This is a genomic window from Petrotoga sp. HWHPT.55.6.3 (assembly GCF_002895495.1).
Taxonomy (GTDB): Bacteria; Thermotogota; Thermotogae; order Petrotogales; family Petrotogaceae; genus Petrotoga; species Petrotoga mobilis.
The window spans coordinates 1-16,964 of the sequence record NZ_AZRJ01000033.1 but is presented as its reverse complement, the minus strand read 5'-3'; the positions used below and the strand labels follow the sequence as shown (position 1 = coordinate 16,964).

Annotated in this window: 10 protein-coding genes, 2 tRNA genes, 2 pseudogenes and 1 other annotated feature; of the genes and pseudogenes, 12 read left to right on the top strand and 2 right to left on the bottom strand. The window is 35.0% G+C overall.

What is annotated here, in order from left to right; genetic code table 11:
• Position 1: 1 nt before the first annotated feature.
• Entirely contained in the window at positions 2-1,348 is a 1,347-nt protein-coding gene (gene radA / locus X926_RS08560) for a DNA repair protein RadA (RefSeq protein ID WP_103065779.1), read from the bottom strand.
• A complete protein-coding gene (locus X926_RS08555; RefSeq protein ID WP_103065778.1) occupies positions 1,345-3,837 on the bottom strand; it encodes an ATP-dependent Clp protease ATP-binding subunit in 2,493 nt (830 codons plus the stop codon). Before X926_RS08555 ends, radA begins: the two co-directional genes overlap by 4 nt.
• Positions 3,838-4,128: 291 nt before the next feature.
• Between X926_RS08555 and X926_RS08550 the strand changes: the two genes are divergently transcribed.
• From X926_RS08550 to X926_RS08500, 12 genes and pseudogenes are all read left to right on the top strand, one after another.
• Positions 4,129-4,204 (top strand) — tRNA-Thr (locus tag X926_RS08550).
• Between the two features lie 19 nt (positions 4,205-4,223).
• A tRNA-Tyr gene (locus tag X926_RS08545) sits at positions 4,224-4,310 on the top strand.
• Positions 4,311-4,338: 28 nt separating this feature from the next.
• On the top strand, positions 4,339-4,512 hold the full coding sequence (rpmG, locus tag X926_RS10475; RefSeq protein WP_369973690.1) for a 50S ribosomal protein L33: 174 nt from the start codon (positions 4,339-4,341) through the stop codon (positions 4,510-4,512).
• 37 nt (positions 4,513-4,549) lie between these two features.
• A complete protein-coding gene (gene secE, locus X926_RS08535) occupies positions 4,550-4,768 on the top strand; it encodes a preprotein translocase subunit SecE (protein WP_012208210.1) in 219 nt (72 codons plus the stop codon).
• Positions 4,769-4,825: 57 nt separating this feature from the next.
• Positions 4,826-5,890, top strand: a complete 1,065-nt coding sequence (locus X926_RS08530) for a transcription termination/antitermination NusG family protein (protein ID WP_103065777.1) — start codon at positions 4,826-4,828, stop codon at positions 5,888-5,890.
• Positions 5,891-5,941: 51 nt separating this feature from the next.
• On the top strand, positions 5,942-6,367 hold the full coding sequence (gene rplK / locus X926_RS08525; protein ID WP_012208208.1) for a 50S ribosomal protein L11: 426 nt from the start codon (positions 5,942-5,944) through the stop codon (positions 6,365-6,367).
• A 17-nt stretch (positions 6,368-6,384) separates the two neighbouring features.
• Entirely contained in the window at positions 6,385-7,095 is a 711-nt protein-coding gene (gene rplA / locus X926_RS08520) for a 50S ribosomal protein L1 (RefSeq protein ID WP_103065776.1), read from the top strand.
• A 16-nt stretch (positions 7,096-7,111) separates the two neighbouring features.
• Positions 7,112-7,250: a sequence feature (ribosomal protein L10 leader region), on the top strand.
• Between the two features lie 11 nt (positions 7,251-7,261).
• On the top strand, positions 7,262-7,798 hold the full coding sequence (rplJ, locus tag X926_RS08515; protein WP_012208206.1) for a 50S ribosomal protein L10: 537 nt from the start codon (positions 7,262-7,264) through the stop codon (positions 7,796-7,798).
• 18 nt (positions 7,799-7,816) lie between these two features.
• Positions 7,817-8,203, top strand: a complete 387-nt coding sequence (gene rplL / locus X926_RS08510; protein WP_103065775.1) for a 50S ribosomal protein L7/L12 — start codon at positions 7,817-7,819, stop codon at positions 8,201-8,203.
• Between the two features lie 148 nt (positions 8,204-8,351).
• Positions 8,352-11,915, top strand: a complete 3,564-nt coding sequence (locus X926_RS08505) for a DNA-directed RNA polymerase subunit beta (RefSeq protein WP_103065774.1) — start codon at positions 8,352-8,354, stop codon at positions 11,913-11,915.
• A gap of 73 nt (positions 11,916-11,988) precedes the next feature.
• Positions 11,989-12,402 (top strand): annotated as a pseudogene (locus tag X926_RS10470) (hypothetical protein); the annotation flags it as partial.
• Positions 12,403-13,098: 696 nt separating this feature from the next.
• Positions 13,099-16,920 (top strand): annotated as a pseudogene (locus tag X926_RS08500) (DNA-directed RNA polymerase subunit beta'); the annotation flags it as partial.
• Positions 16,921-16,964 lie beyond the last annotated feature (44 nt).

The following is a 16,964-nucleotide window of genomic DNA, read 5'->3' as shown; positions in this document are numbered from 1 at the left end:
TTTATCCCCCTTTTTTGAATAATTTTATCAAATCTTTTACACTTTCTGCAACTATAATAGAGTTTTTTCTAGGGGAAAGATTTTTTGGAATAACTATATTATTAAAACCAATTTTCTGTGAAAGCTCCAATCTTTTTTCTAAAAGAGGAATACCTCTTATTCTCCCATCTAAACCTATTTCTCCAAAGGCTATCGTTGAAGAAGAAAGTGGGGTATCGAATATAGAGGAGATTAAAGATAAAGCGATAGCAACATCCATAGAACTGTCATTGATCCTTAGACCTCCTGCACTGCTGACAAATATATCTTTACTTTCCAATGGGAGCTTCAACTTCTTGGAAAGTACTGCAATTATCATTAAAAGTCTATCTAACGGTATACCAGAAGTAACCCTTCTAGGGGACCCGTATACCGGGTTACTGACTAAAGCTTGTATCTCTATTGGAAGCAATTTTTGACCAACTTTTACTATAGTTAAAGTGTTACCCGATTCATTTGAATAATCAGATAAGAAAAAAGAATTTATATTATCTATTGGTTTTAAGCCTTTTTGGGTTATTTCAAATAAAACAACTTCATCTGTAGGACCGTATCGGTTTTTGGTTACTTTTAAAAGCCTTAGTCCAGATCCACCTTCCAATTCCATTTGAAGAACACAATCTACCATGTGTTCCAACACTTTTGGACCGGCAATAGCTCCTTCTTTGTTTACATGACCTACCAGTACTACAGGGATATTCTTTTTTTTAGCGTATTCTACCATCTTTCTAGTACTTTCCCTTACTTGTAGAATACTACCAGGTGAGGAATCAATACTGTCTATCTTTAAGGTTTGAACAGAATCTATGAAAATAACAGAAGATTTCATATTAGACTTTTCTAAAGCATTAAGTATAACATTCACATTGTTTTCAAATATCAATCCTATATTTTTATTTTTTATTTCTAGTCGATTGAATCTTTGAACTACTTGTTCTGTAGATTCTTCACCAGAAACATAGAATATGTATCCTTCAGCTGTCTGAATAGACTTTGCGATTTGTGCCAATAATGTGCTTTTTCCAATACCAGGATCGCCACTCAACAAATAGACCGCACCCTCCACTAACCCACCGTTTAACACATTATCAATTTCTTGAAAATTAGTAGGTATTTTTTTCGCCGGAAGAAGTTCTTGATCAAGAAAGACTATGTCTGGAACTTTAATATTTCCAGTATCAATAGTAACATCCGCGGTATTATATTCTACCGCGGATTCTAATTCATTACACATAGGACATTTTGCGAACCATTTATCGGATTCATAGCCACAATTACTGCAGACATAGTGTTTCTCAGATTTTCTCAACTATTGACCACTTTCTTTTCCATTTGCTTCTTATCCTTAGGAACTCTTCTAAAAGAAAGACTTTCTTTAGATTTTTGGTGAGTAACTAATATCTTATCTCCTTCTTCATATTTTCCTTTTAATAATTCTTCGGACAAAGGATCTTCAATATATCTTTGTATAGCTCTTTTCAATGGCCTAGCTCCAAAGACAGAATCATAACCCTTTTCCAGTAAGAAATCAATGGCACTTTCTTTCACGGATAATGTAAGATTCCTTTCTTCCAATCGGCTTTTTAGGTCGCTAAGTTGAATAGATATAATATTTTTAAGTTGATTTTTAGTGAGCGGGTGAAATACAATGACATCATCTAATCTGTTTATGAATTCAGGTTTGAATGCCGCCTTTACCGCAGACATCACCTGTTCTTTGATATCTTTGTATTCGCTTTCTATTGTACCTTCTTCTACAAAACCTAAGCTTCTTTTAGTTTTGCTAATCTGTTCAGAACCGAGGTTAGAGGTCATAATAATTATTGTGTTTCTAAAGTCAACCGTTCTCCCTTGAGAATCAGTCAATCTTCCTTCATCCATTATTTGCAACAAAATATTGTATACGTCTGTATGAGCTTTTTCTATTTCGTCCAGCAAAATTACGGAATAAGGTCTTCTTCTTACTATTTCTGTTAATTGCCCACCTTCATCGTAGCCGACATACCCCGGGGGAGCACCCACAAGTCTGGAGACACTGAATTTTTCCATGTATTCACTCATATCTATTCTTACTAAATGCGTTTCGTTTCCAAAAAGATAAGTTGCTAGAGTCTTAGCTAGTTCAGTTTTCCCAACACCGGTCGGGCCTAAAAACATAAATACACCTGTTGGTCTTCTAGGGTCTTTTAATCCACTTCGCGCTCTTCTTATAGCTTTTGCAACTGATTTTATTGCTTCATCCTGTCCTACCACTCGTTCGTGTAAGACAGCCTCTAAATTCAATAATTTTTCCATCTCTTCTGCACGCAACTGTCTGAGCGGAACACCAGTCCAATTAGATATTATTTCAGCTATATCCTCTTCGGTTATTTGAATTATTTTATTTTCTGCTTCAGATCTCCATTTTGAATATTCTTCTTCATACTTTTCTTTCATCTTTTTTAGTTTTTCTTCAACGTTTTCTTTAGAATTGGGATCGTTTCTTTTACTTTCGATATCTGCAATCTTTTCATATTGAATTTTTAATTTATCAGGGAGCGTTAGAGCACTTAAACGGGCTTTAGCTCCGGCTTCATCGATAACATCTATCGCTTTATCTGGTAGGTGTCTATCTGTAATATACCTTACCGAGAGTTGAACAGCTGATTGAATTGCACCATGGTTATATTTGACTTTGTGATGTTCCTCGTATTTGAATTTGATTCCAGATAATATATTTATAGTTTCTTCGATAGTTGGTTCAGTTACATATATCTTTTGGAAACGTCTTTCGAGGGCTGGATCTTTTTCGATGAATTTCCTGTACTCATTTGCTGTGGTGGACCCTATTACGGTTATTTCTCCGTTTGCTAAAGCCGGTTTTAATACATTGGCTGCGTCCATGGAAGAACCTTCAGCCGCACCAGCCTCTACAATCATATGCAATTCGTCGATAAAAAGAATAATATCTTCAGTCTTTTGTAATATCTGCATCAATTTTTTCATTCGTTTCTCAAATTCTCCACGATATTTTGTTCCCGCTACTATTGAGGTAATATCTAAGGAAAAAATAGTTTTATTTTTTAATATTTCAGGTACTCGGCCTTCAACAATTCTTTGTGCCAGACCCTCGACCACCGCACTTTTACCTACACCTGCCTCACCAATCAAAACAGGATTGTTCTTTTTTCGTCTCGCTAATATTTCCATTATGCGATTAATTTCTATTTCTCTTCCAATTATAGGATCCAGTTTGCGGCTCTCAGCTTGAGCAGTTAAATCAGTTCCGTATTCTTCGAGCTGTTTTAGCGCATTTTGTTTTTGACGCTTTCTTTCTTCTAACTCTTCAGTTTTAGCAATCTCCATCCTCCCGGTTGATCTACCCTTAATCATCATATCCGTTAATTCTTTTCTCATCAAAGTTAGATTTATTCCTGAACGTTTCAATATATGAGAGGCTATCCCTTCGGCTTCCCTACAAATGCCTAAAAGAAGATGTTCCGCATCTATCTTATTGAAACCCATAAGCTCAGATTCATCATATGCCAACTCTAATATTCTTTTTGCTCTAGGAGTTGGTTGTGGAGAACCTATTATTCCCTGTGTTGAATTCGTACCAACAACATTTGTTATTTCCATCTTTATAGAATTATAGTACAAATTAAATTCTTCAAATACGGTATCTAAATGGCCTCCTCCAACTTTCAACAATCCTAATAAAATGTGTTCTGTCCCAACATAGGGATGTCCCATCTGTTTTGCTTCATTTTGAGCCTCAATAAAAACTTTCGCAGCTCTTTCAGTAAAATTATCAAACATGTCTACTCTCCTCCTTTACCGTACATCTAAGCAACAGAAACTACCGATTAGTTCGCGTCGCTTTATATAGAAATATTATTATTAGCCATTTTTTATACTTTCACTTCAATATTATTTTACCATGAATATTGTTAAAAACAAAATATGTAAAGATAAATTCTTTGTTATTGGATTTTTTGATAACAGATGTCAACCAACTTAAAGTACAATTTAATATATTTTTAACTTAAAATCCATTGACAACGTTTTTTTGGTTTGATATAATCAACTTCAGTTGGTAAATAACTGGTTGCCGATGTAGCTCAACTGGCAGAGCGGCTGACTTGTAATCAGCAGGTTGGGGGTTCAAGTCCCTTCATCGGCTCCAACGTTTTTTTGAATTTCATGGTGAGGTGCCCGAGCGGCCAAAGGGGGCGGACTGTAAATCCGCTGGCAGACTGCCTTCGAAGGTTCGAATCCTTCCCTCACCACCATTTGTATTTTAATTCATCACAGAAAGAGGTGATAACAGTGGCGGCTAAATCCCAAATTATAGAATTTTCTTTGAAATGTACAGAGTGTAATAATAGAAACTATTATAAAAAGAAAAATAGAAATTACAAAGAAAAAATCGAATTAAAAAAGTACTGTCCTCATTGTAGAAAACATACTCTTCATGTGGAATCGAAAATTTAGTTGTGTATTTTTCATAACAATAGGGGAGTGTTTATAAATGTCTAAATTTTGGATTTTTTTAACTTCCGTTTGGCAAGAGGCAAAGAAAATTAATTGGCCCACCAGAAAAGAGTTGTTAAATTCTACTTTGGTTGTGTTGATTGTTATAGCAATCTTTGCAGTTTATCTTTTTGCTGTTGATTTTGGACTTTTACAACTGTTTTCATGGTTAGTTTATCCGGTTTTCTTAAGAGGAAGCGGAGTACCTACTCAATAATCATTTGATTCGAGACGCATAAATTTGTTGAATGAGATGTGGTGAGAATAATATAAGATGCGAAAAGAATGGTATGTACTACAAGTTTATTCAGGAATGGAAAATAAAGTTAAAGAAACTCTCGAAGAGAGAATAAAGAATTTAGGGTATGAAAAGTATTTTGGAAAAATAATAATACCCGAAGTTGATGAATTGAATTATAGTAATAAAAGAGTGCAAAAAGTCTACATTGAAAAAGAAGCTCAGATCTTTGTTAAAAAGGGTAAGGATGTAAAAAAAGGAGATATTTTAGCAAGAGAGCCAGAAATATACGCAAAAACTTCAGGAAAGATAGTAGACATAAAAAATTTTCGTAAGATTTTAGTTGAGACAGAAGGGAAAAAGTATTCAAAGACTTTTCTGATACCTGAGAGTGCAGGTTTATTAGCGGGATTAAAAGCTGGGAAAAAAGTTCGTTCGGAGACTCCGTTCAGTAAAAATCTCGAATATAAGAGTGATGTGGACGGAGAAATTGTAGCCGTTGAAAAAGTTAAAAGAGTAGTCGTTGAAAACGAGTCGAAAGAAAATAGTATCTACTTATTGCCCAGAGAAACCTTTATCCATGAGAAATTTAAAATTGGAAGTAAGGTTCAAATAGGCGATAAATTGTGTGAGCCTAAAGAGTATAAGGCAAAGTTTTCAGGAAGCATTGACATCAGAGAGACCCCTTTTCACAAAGAGATAAAGATTATAAAAACAAAAAAGAAAAATTTATTTCCCGGTTATGTTTTTGTCGAAATGATGTACATTAAAGAAACTGAGGAATTAGTTAGCAATTTGCCTTATGTATCTACTATCTTAAATATAGGCGGAAAACCTGTAAAATTGAATAAAAACGAGGTAAGATTTGTTCTTAGAGTGATGGGTGAAGAAGCTTATCAAAAAAGGCAAGTCAAAGAAGTTAGAACCGATTTCGAATTGGGAGAACATGTCAAGATTATAAATGGTCCTTTTGAATATTTTACAGGTAAAATTAAAGATTTCGATTTAGAGAAACAAGAAGTACAAGTTGTAGTCACTATGTTTGGACGTGAAACTACAGTAACGTTATCTTTAGGAGAAATTGAAAAGATCATCGATTAAACAAAATGTGGGAGGGATTTTCCCATTTTACCACAAGGAGGTTAAGAATTTATGGCAAAAAAGCTTTTGAGGGTTGTAAAATTGCAATTGGAAGCCGGAAAAGCTACACCAGCTCCACCTGTAGGACCAGCACTGGGGCAATATGGTGTAAATTTGATGGAATTTTGTAAGAAGTTCAACGCTGCTACTGCAGATCAAGCAGGTACATTGTTACCAGTAGAAATATCTGTTTTTGAAGACCGATCTTTCACGTTTATAGTAAAAACTCCTCCCGCTTCTTTTTTGGTAAAAAAAGCCGCTGGTCTTAAATCTGGCGCTAAGGAGCCAAGCAAGGAGGTTGTCGGCAAGATTAAAAGGAAGCAGCTCCGAGAGATTGCTGAAACCAAGATGCAAGATCTTAACGCCAAGGATTTGGATGCTGCGATGAAAATTATTGCCGGCACCGCAAGAAGTATGGGTATAGAAATTGAAGATTAAGAAGGGAGGAGAGGATTATGCCAAAACATGGAAAAAAGTATAAGGAAGTTTTAAAACTTGTAAATAAACAAAAAAATTATGATATCGATGAAGCGTTAGATTTAGTAAAAAAGACTTCTTACACAAAATTTGATGGTACTGTGGAACTCCATGTGCTTTTAGGAATAGATCCAAAAAAAGGAGATCAAAACGTTAGAGGTACGGTTTCTCTGCCTAAAGGAACAGGTAAAAATGTGAGAGTTTTAGTTTTTGCAGAGGGAGAAAAAGCTGCTCAGGCTAAGCAAGCAGGCGCTGATTTTGTTGGCTCCGATGATTTAATTGAAAAAATAAACAACGAAGGCTGGACCGATTTTGATGTGGCAATTGCTACTCCCGATATCATGAGGAAAATAGGAAGACTTGGAAAAGTGCTAGGTCCACGAGGTCTTATGCCATCTCCAAAAGCAGGAACGGTAACCGACGACGTAGCGCAAGCGGTTAAAGAATTTAAAGCCGGTAAGGTTGAAGTTAGAAATGACAGAACAGGAAACATACACATTCCTATAGGTAAGGTTTCTTTCGATAAAGATGATTTAAAAGAAAACTTAATTTCCGCTTTTGACCAGTTAACGAAGATGAAGCCAGAAAATTCAAAGGGAAAATTTATTAGAAAAGCTGTTATAGCTTCCACAATGGGACCCGGTATTAATATCGATTTAAGCTCCTTATCTTTATCATCAGTTGCTTAAAAGAAAGTATTTAAAAGTAATAACAGATTGCGTGCCAATGAAAGTAGGTCTTTAATGGGTTAAAGAGGCGAAATCTCGCCTACCGAGGTACGCGGATAAAGGAATAATTTTTGTTTCTTTTAGCCGCTACCCATTGCGGCTTTTTTATTTAAGGAGGTGTTATTTTTTGTTAACTAAAGAACGCAAAAAGTCTTTAATAGACAGTTTTATTTATGCTTTGGAGTCTTCGCCTGTTATTTTGTTCGTTGATTTTTCTGGAATGTCTGTATTAGAGTCTAACGACTTCAGGTTAGAACTATATAAGAATTTTGGAAAGGATGTTGTTTTCACTGTCTATCGTACTTCTTTGTTAAAAACAGCTGTTAAATTAGCTAATAAAGAGTTGGAAGACTTTGAAAAATTTTTTGAAGGTAGTACTGGAGTTATATATGCTGAGGAGTCAGATCCAGTTGATGTTTTAAAAGCTGTAAAAAAATTTTCTGAATCTCATAATAACAAACCTTTTATAAAAGGTGGGGTTTTAGAAGGAAAGATTTTTGATGCAGCCAAAGCAGAAGAGTATGCTAAACTGCCTTCAAAACAAGAACTTTACGCTACTGTTGTAAGGTCTCTTAATAGTCCTATTTCAGGATTGGTAAATGCTTTATCAGGTAATTTAAGAAAAGTGGTGTACGTAATAAACGCAATTAAAGAAAAAAAATAAGTTTGGAGGTGTAGGAATATGACAAAAGAGGAACTTATCAACGAAATTAAAAATATGACCGTAGGAGAATTGGCTGAATTAGTGAAAGCGCTCGAGGATGAATTTGGAGTTTCTGCAGCAGCTCCCGTAATGGCAGCTGTACCAGGTGTAGCAGGTGCTTCTCCGGCACAACAAGAAGAAGAAAAAACGGATTTTAAAGTGGTTTTGAAAGGTTTTGGAGACAAAAAAATCGGTGTAATAAAGGTTGTAAGAGAAATTACAAATTTAGGTTTAAAAGAAGCTAAAGATCTCGTTGAAAAAGCTGGAACCCCAGACGCAGTTATAAAAGAAGGTGTTCCAAAGGAAGAAGCCGAAGAAATTAAGAAAAAACTTGAAGAAGCGGGAGCCGAAGTAGAATTAAAATAAGTCGAATTCGAAATTAAGTTGAAGTCTTTTTTTAACCTCTTCTTCATGAAAAAAAGTTATAATTTAGTTCGCATTGGACATTTGTCTAATGCGATTTTTCACTTATTTTTCATCAATTCTATTTTGACTAAATACCGAGGTGGTTCCTTTGAATACGGTCGTAAGAGAAGTAGGTAGGAGAGAAAGAAAGTTTTTTGGGAAAGTTCCAGAGAAAACTGAAATATACGAGGATTTAGTGAAAATTCAAAAAGATTCTTTTAGGGATTTTTTAGATAAAAAGATTATGGAAAGCATTAAAAGATATATGCCAATAAAGATACCCGTTAAAGCGAGTGGGAAGAAAAACAAAGAATTTTTGATTGATTTTGTGGATGTAAAGTTTGAAGACTCGTCTTTTAGTGAGAATGAATGTAGGGACAAGGGATTAACTTATGCTGGTAAAGCTTATTTAAAAGTTAGGATAACTGATTCAGCAACAGGTGAGATGATAGAAAAAGACGATATATTCTTGTGTAACATCCCTTATATGACTGAAAGAGGTATATTTATTGTCAATGGAGCAGAAAGGGTAATAGTTAACCAACTCGTCAGATCCCCTGGGGTGTATTTTATAAAAGAAGAAGAGACAGATACTTCTAAAGAAATGTTTATAGCTCACTTTTTACCCATTAAAGGGGCTTGGTTGGAGATACTTTACAACCCTAATCCAGGTAAAGAGGTTCTTCAGGTCAGAATAGACAGAAAAAGAAAATTCAATTTTTTCCTTTTTTTAAGGGCATTGGGATACGAGAATGATTTGGATATATTACGATTATTCCCCAAGGAAATTGATTTAGATGATGAAGTCGAACTGTCAAATTATAACAATTGTACTGTGTTGTCGGACTTATCGTTCCAGGAATTAGATGATATGGATCCCCCAAGAAAATCAACTTACGGTATGAAATTATACGAAGTCTTGGAACTGCTGAAAAAATATGAAATTAAGAGTGTAACAGTAGCTCATCTGGTCGCAGAAATAACGTTAGAAAAGATGAAAAAAAGATATGAAAAAGAAGAAAGATTGACTTCTCTAGAAGCTTACAAAGAAATTTTTTCGAAATTAAAACCTACTGAAATTCCAAGGGCGCAGAAGGCCAAAGAAGAAATAGAAGATATGTACTTCAATCCTGATAAATTCGATTTTTCGCAGATTGGAAGACAGAAAATTCAGGTAAAATTGAGAAAAGCTTATATTGATTATTTACGAGAGGTTGAAAAAAAGGATATTTCTGAAGATATGGAAGACAAAATAAAATATCCTATTAAAACTTTTGCTGTTGACAAGTTAGACATCATCTTGTCCGCCAGATACTTGCTGCATGTTAAGGAAAATATTGAAGGACTTGACACAAGAGATCATTTGGGTAATAAAAGAGTGAGATCGGTTGGAGAACTCATGCAAATCGAATTTGAACGAGCTTTTTCTAAAATGATTCAGCATGCTCCTGAAAAACTTGCAGGTGTTCAATCAATTAATAAAATAAGTCCTCAATCCCTTATAAATTCCAGATCAATAATGACTGCCTTTCACCAATTCTTTGCATCTAGTCAATTATCGCAATTCTTAGATCAGGTGAATCCTTTAGCTGAGCTAACTCATAAGAGAAGGCTATCAGCAATAGGTCCTGGAGGTTTGAAAAGAGAACATGCTAAATTTGAAGTAAGGGATGTCCACCATTCTCATTATGGAAGGATGTGTCCTATCGAGACCCCTGAAGGTGCGAATATTGGATTAATCACTTCTATGGCAATTTTAGCTAAAGTCGATGAATATGGATTTTTGAAAACTCCTTATTACAGGGTAAAGCATGCAAAAGTTGATTTAAACAATATAGTATATTTGAGTGCTGACGAGGAAGAACTTTATAGAATTGCCCCTGCTTCCGCCGAAATTGGGGAAGATGGTTCTTTAGTAGAAGAGTACATCGAAGCTAGATATTTAGGAAAAGTCAGTTTATTCCATAAAGATGAGATTGAATATATATCAGTCACCCCAAAACAGATCGCCTCTGTATCAGCTGCTCTTATTCCATTTTTAGAGCACGATGATGCAAACAGAGCTTTAATGGGGTCAAACATGCAAAGGCAGGCCGTTCCTCTTCTTAGACCTCAAGCTCCTTTTGTTGGTACAGGAGTAGAATGGTTAGCAGCGAGAGACTCAGGCTATTTGATAATGGCAAAACATAAAGGTATTGTTGATTATGTGGATGGAAGAAAAATTGTAATCACTAGATTGGACGAAGAGAATAACGTTCTAAAAGATTCCAATGACGAACCCTTAAAAGATGAATACACTTTATTAAAATATGTTAGATCGAACCAAGACATGTGTATAAACCAAGTTCCTATTGTTAACGTTGGAGATGTAGTGACAAAAGGGCAAGCCATAGCGGATGGCCCTTCCATGGATATGGGAGAGCTAGCTCTTGGGAGAAATATTTTCATTGGTTTTCTTCCGTGGGAAGGATACAACTTTGAAGACGCAATAGTAGTTAGTCAAGAATTATTAGAAAACGATGCCTTTACATCGATACACATAGAAGTTTTTGAAACGAAAGCTATGGATACTCAATTGGGTCCCGAAGAAATAACTGCAGATATTCCAAATGTCAAAAAAGAACTTTTAAGGAATTTAGATGAAGAAGGTATAGTTAAAATTGGTTCTTACGTATCTTCTGGGGATATCCTGGTAGGAAAAGTTACCCCAAGAGGAGAATCAGATACTACTCCCGAAGAAAAGCTTATTAAATCCGTGTTTGGTGATAAAGGTAGAGACATTAAAGATTCATCTCTAACGGTTCCTCATGGAATTGAGGGAAGGGTTATAGACGTTCAGATCTTTGACAGGAAAGATATTCCTTCTTTAGAAATCGGCGTAAATAAATACGTTAAAGTTTTCATAGCTACAAAAAAGACACTACAAGTTGGAGATAAATTAGCGGGTAGGCATGGAAACAAAGGTGTTATTTCAACCATTTTGAACAAAGAAGATATGCCATTCCTACCAGATGGAACACCTTTGCAAATGTTGCTTTCACCTCTAGGAGTTCCGTCAAGGATGAATATAGGACAAGTTTTGGAACTTCATTTAGGGTGGCTATCGATGTTAACTAACGATTACTACGCCACACCTATTTTTGATGGTGCGACTGAATCTGAAATCATGGATGAATTATCTAAAGTAAGAGAAGAACACGAGTTATATTTAGGCGATGATCCTGATCAGCCCAACGGTAAAATTGTTCTTAGAGATGGTCGAACAGGTGAACCATTCGATTTTCCAGTGGCGGTAGGATCCATGTATATGTTGAAATTGTCCCATATAGCAAAAGATAAAATTCATGCAAGATCGACGGGTCCGTATTCATTAATTCACCAACAACCATTAGGTGGTAAAGCCCATTTTGGTGGACAGAGATTTGGGGAAATGGAGGTATGGGCTCTAGAAGCGCATGGAGCTGCTCATACCCTAAACGAAATGTTAACTTATAAATCTGATGATATTAAAGGTAGGAATGAAGTTTACAAAGCAATATTAAAAGGAGAAAATCTTCCCGAACCGGGGATTCCTGAAAGTTTTAAAGTTTTAACAAAAGAATTACAAGGACTAATGTTGGATATAAAACTTTACGATGAAGATGGGAATGAGCTAGATGTTGACAGACTCTAATTGATAACTTGAATCTAAGTTTCAACGTTGACGGAGAGTAAAATAAAAATGTACCCTCAAGGAGGGATTTCAATTGGCAAATGTTTCTTCCTTTCAAAGAAAGATTGCTAAGATAAAAATAGGTATAGCTTCTCCTCAAAGTATATTGGAAGCATCAAATGGTGAAGTTAAAAAACCAGAAACTTTAAATCACAGAACAGGTAAACCTGAAAAAGATGGTTTATTCTGCGAAAAGATATTTGGTCCCGTAAAAGATTACGAATGTGCTTGTGGCAAGTATAAAGGGAAAAAGTATGAAGGAACAGTATGTGAAAGATGTGGTGTAAAGGTTGAATCCAAAGAAGCTAGGAGAAGAAAGATAGGTCATATAGAATTGGCAACACCTATTTCTCATATTTGGTATTTAAAGTCTTCTCCATCTATTCTTTCCATCATTCTAAACATTGGTGTGAAAGATTTAGAAAATATCATTTACTACGGTTCAAAAAGAGTTATTGAAAGAGCTTATTTAACGCTTCCTGGTCCTGAAAATGAAAATTTGGGATATTTACCTGGAGAAATATTGTATCAAAGAGAGTATGAAATATACGATGAATATTTAGATTTAAGGGTAGAACCTGCTGTAAAAATAGTTTCAGTTAAGGGTATGCCCGTAGCCGATATAGATGGAAAGGTAGAAATAAAATCAGAACTAACACATACGGAAAGAGAATTGAATTGGATAATAATAAGAGATGATACCGGCGTTGAAAGAAAGTATCCCGTTTTTGAAGGTTCATCAATAATGGTAGAGAATGGACAAGAGGTTGAAAAAGGAACACCTTTAGCAGATAGATTTTTGTTTGAAGAAGATTATCTAACCCAGAAGGAGTACTCCTTATTCTTAGAATACTATCCAGGTTCCATAGAAGTTGAAAGAGATATTGAGCGGGATACACCGATTGTAGTTATCACAGACATAGATAAGAGATTTGCAAAGAGAATAGATAAAAAAATAGGAGATATTTTACTAGAAGATGAAGCAAGAGCCTATGAAGAAGTAATGAAGGTACTAAACTCAAAGATTAAGGAAGAAAGAGAAAACGTAATTGACAAAGAATTAGTATCGGAAATCGAATTTCCCGAAAAGAAATTTGAAAAGGGAACAAAGATCACTCAAGAAGTGTTAAATGAACTTCAAGAATTTGGTGTAAAAGATTTAGTTGCAAAGGAAGAAGATGGAACTGAAAAGATATTTCAAATAAATAGATATGAAAAATTTGAGTATGGTTACGGTGCTGAAGCTATTCAAAAATTGTTAACGAAGATCGATCTTGAAGTATTAAAAGCTCGATTAGAATCCGAATTAGAAAAATTGGATAGAAAAAGTCAGAAGAGTGTAAAAATATTAAGAAGACTGAAACTAGTTAAGGATTTTATCAAATCTGGCAATCAACCTGAATGGCTAATTACAAATATTATACCCGTTATACCACCCGATTTGAGACCTTTAATACAAATTGATGGAGGAAGGTTTGCTGCTACTGATTTAAACGACTTATATAGAAAAGTAATAAATAGAAACAACCGTTTAAGAAAGTTATTAGAAATGGAAGCACCGGAAATTATCGTAAGAAACGAAAAAAGAATACTTCAACAAGCTGTGGATTCACTTTTCTACAATGGACGTGTTGGTAAACCAATGACTGACAGAAATAGAAGGCCATTAAGATCACTCACAGATTTGTTGAAAGGTAAAAAAGGTAGATTTAGAAGGAACCTTTTAGGTAAAAGGGTTGATTACTCCGGTAGAGCTGTAATCGCTGTTGGACCTGATCTTAAGATTCATGAATGTGGATTACCAAAAAAGATGGCTTTAGAACTATTTAAACCTTTCGTTCTTGCAGAGCTGTTAAGAGATTCAAACGTGGCAAGTAAAAGTGCCAGAAAATTCAAAAAAACTATAATAGAAAAGGAAATGCCTGAGGCTTGGGAAGTTTTGGAAGAGGTTATAAAAGGGCATCCTGTTCTCCTAAACAGGGCACCTACCCTACATAGGGTATCTATTCAAGCTTTTATTCCAAAACTAATAGAAGGAAACGCCATAAGGTTACATCCTTTGGTTTGTCCACCGTTTAATGCTGATTTTGACGGTGATCAGATGGCTATACATATTCCCCTTTCCAATATAGCCCAAGCAGAGTCAAAATTTTTAATGTTATCAAGATATAATATTATCTCGCCTGCGAACGGCAAACCATTGTCGATGCCAGGAAAAGATATAATTGCTGGTGCGTATTATTTAACCATGCATGAAGATGAGAAGTTCAAAAATCTAAAGGTGCCTACCAAAGTTTCTGAATTGGGAAAGAATGGGTATGTAAAACACATATTCTCCGAAGATTTGGAAGCTACATATGCTTATGAATACCTAAAAATAGTGGATTCAGATATATATCTTCAAGATGGAAAATTGATATGGAAAAAATCCGATTTACCCCTTCATGAACCAGTTGCGTTTAGATATAAAGATGGTAGTATCCTTAAAACGACTATCGGAAAAATAATTTTTAACGAAGAAGTACCAGAAGATTTAAGAGACTACACACAAAAAATGGATAAAAAGAATCTAAAAGAGCTGATATTTAACACTTTTGAAAAACATGGAATAGATAGAACCGCGGATCTTTTAGATAGTATTAAAGATTTTGGTTTCCATTATGCAACATTATCTGGATTAACCATATCTATACGTGATGTATTAGTTTCTCCTAAAAGGGAGGAATTAATAGAAGAATCTAAAGGAGAAGTTCTCAGAATCGAATCGCTTTATGAAGAAGGTTATTTGACGGATAATGAAAGATACAAAGAAATAATTAAGATTTGGGAAAGCGCCACTGCCAAAGTTACAGAAGAAACAGCGAAAACGTATAGAAAATACACTTTCAATCCAATTTGGATGATGATCGAATCTGGTGCAAGGGGTAACATAGATCAATTGAAACAATTAGCAGGTATGAGAGGATTGATGGCTGATCCATCTGGAAAAATAATTGAAGTTCCTATCACTTCAAACTTTAAAAATGGGTTATCAGAATTAGAATTTTTTACCTCAACACACGGTTCAAGAAAGGGATCAGCTGATACAGCTTTAAGAACATCGACAGCGGGTTACTTAACTAGAAGACTCGTAGATGTTGCTCAAAGCATAACTATCACAGAAGAAGATTGTGGAACAGATAAAGGTATTGAAGCAAGAGAGCTTTGGGCTGACGATTCAAAAATTGAAAATCTTTCAGACTTCTTATTTGGTAGAGTTTTAGCTAAAGATGTTTTGGATCCTGAAACAAAGGAAGTAATTTTTAATCCCCAAGCAGATAAAAAATATGAAAGAGGAATAATCTTAAAAGAGAAAGACGCCCAATTCTTGGCAAATTATGTAAAAGAAATTCCTGTATCGAAGGAAAAAACGATAAAAATTGAAGATATGCCAAAAGATTCCTACTTAGAATCATTAGAAGATGTGCAAGTAGAAGGTAAGGTATTAATCAAAAAAGGTGAAGAAATCACAGAAGAAGCCATAGAAGAAGCATTCTTGCACGGCATACAAAAATTAGATGTTAAAGAATATACTGCAGTAGACTATGTTTACTCTGGAGAAGATCTTAAAGTTGAAATTGATGGAAAAACAGTTACTTTGCTTAAATACCAAGAAAGAATAGACTTAAAGGTTTCTAAAGTTCTCGAAAAACATGGCATAAAAACGGTTACTGTTAGGCCATCTATTTTCATAAGATCGCCTCTTACATGCGAGTCTGAAAATGGTCTTTGTGCAAAGTGTTATGGAATGGATCTTTCGAATTACAAATTAGTCAATAGAGGAGAAGCTGTAGGAATAATTGCTGCACAATCCATAGGTGAACCAGGTACGCAGTTAACTATGAGAACATTCCATACTGGTGGTATAGCCACTACTTCGGATATAACCCAAGGGTTACCAAGAGCTGAAGAATTGTTTGAAGCAAGAAAAAAGACAAAAGGACCTGAAGGTGAATTTTCGAAGACAAAAGGCATAGTAAGAGCCATTGAAAGAGATACTGAAAACAAGAGAGGAAGAAGATTAAAGATAATAATCGAAAATTCAGATGGAGAATTGGAAAGTTATGAAGCTGATTATAGGACGAAAGCAGTTGTAGAAGAAGGAGATAAAGTACTAGCGGGTCAAAGGTTAACAACCGGGAATATAAAACCCAGAAATATACTCAAAGAATTGGGAGTAGGACCTTTGGCAAATTATTTGCTAAGTGAAATAAAGAAAATATATGCTGAACAAGGTGTTGACATACATGATAAACACTTTGAAATAATAATTAGACAGATGATCAACAAAGTGGAAATTATAGACGGTGGAGATACCGACTTCATGCCGGGAGATTTAGTAAGTTATGGTAAGGTGCAGAAAATCAACGAGGAAATATTGGAAGAAAACTCCTATATAACAGAAAACAGAGAATTAGTAGTTGGTAAAAAATTGGCAAAGAGGGTTATAATTCCTGCCGAGGATGAAGAAGAGGAAGAAGATAAGATCTTTGAACAAGGAACAGAGATAACTGAAGAAATTTTAAACCAAATTATCGAAACAAACATTAAAGAGATTGAAGTATATGAAGAATATAAAGAGATTACAACTGAAGATGGTAAAACTCATCTAGTAGGCACATCCAAAAAATATCTTATAAATCCAAAAGATACGATAAAATATGAACGTAGGTTGTTAAGAATCACAAAGGCTTCTTTAGAAAGGGAAGGATGGCTTTCAGCTGCTTCATTCCAGCAAACTGTACAAATACTAACAGAGGCAGCTATAGAAGGTAAAGTAGATAGGTTGAAAGGATTAAAAGAAAACGTGATAGTAGGACAACCTATCCCAGCAGGAACAGGTTTGAAGTTGTACGCGGATCAAAATTACGAAGTTGTTCAACCTGAAAAAGAAGCTGAAGCTGCACAAGAAAAATCTGTCGGGTAAAAAAATAAAAATAGTAAAAATAAAATAACCGGTACTGTTTTAAA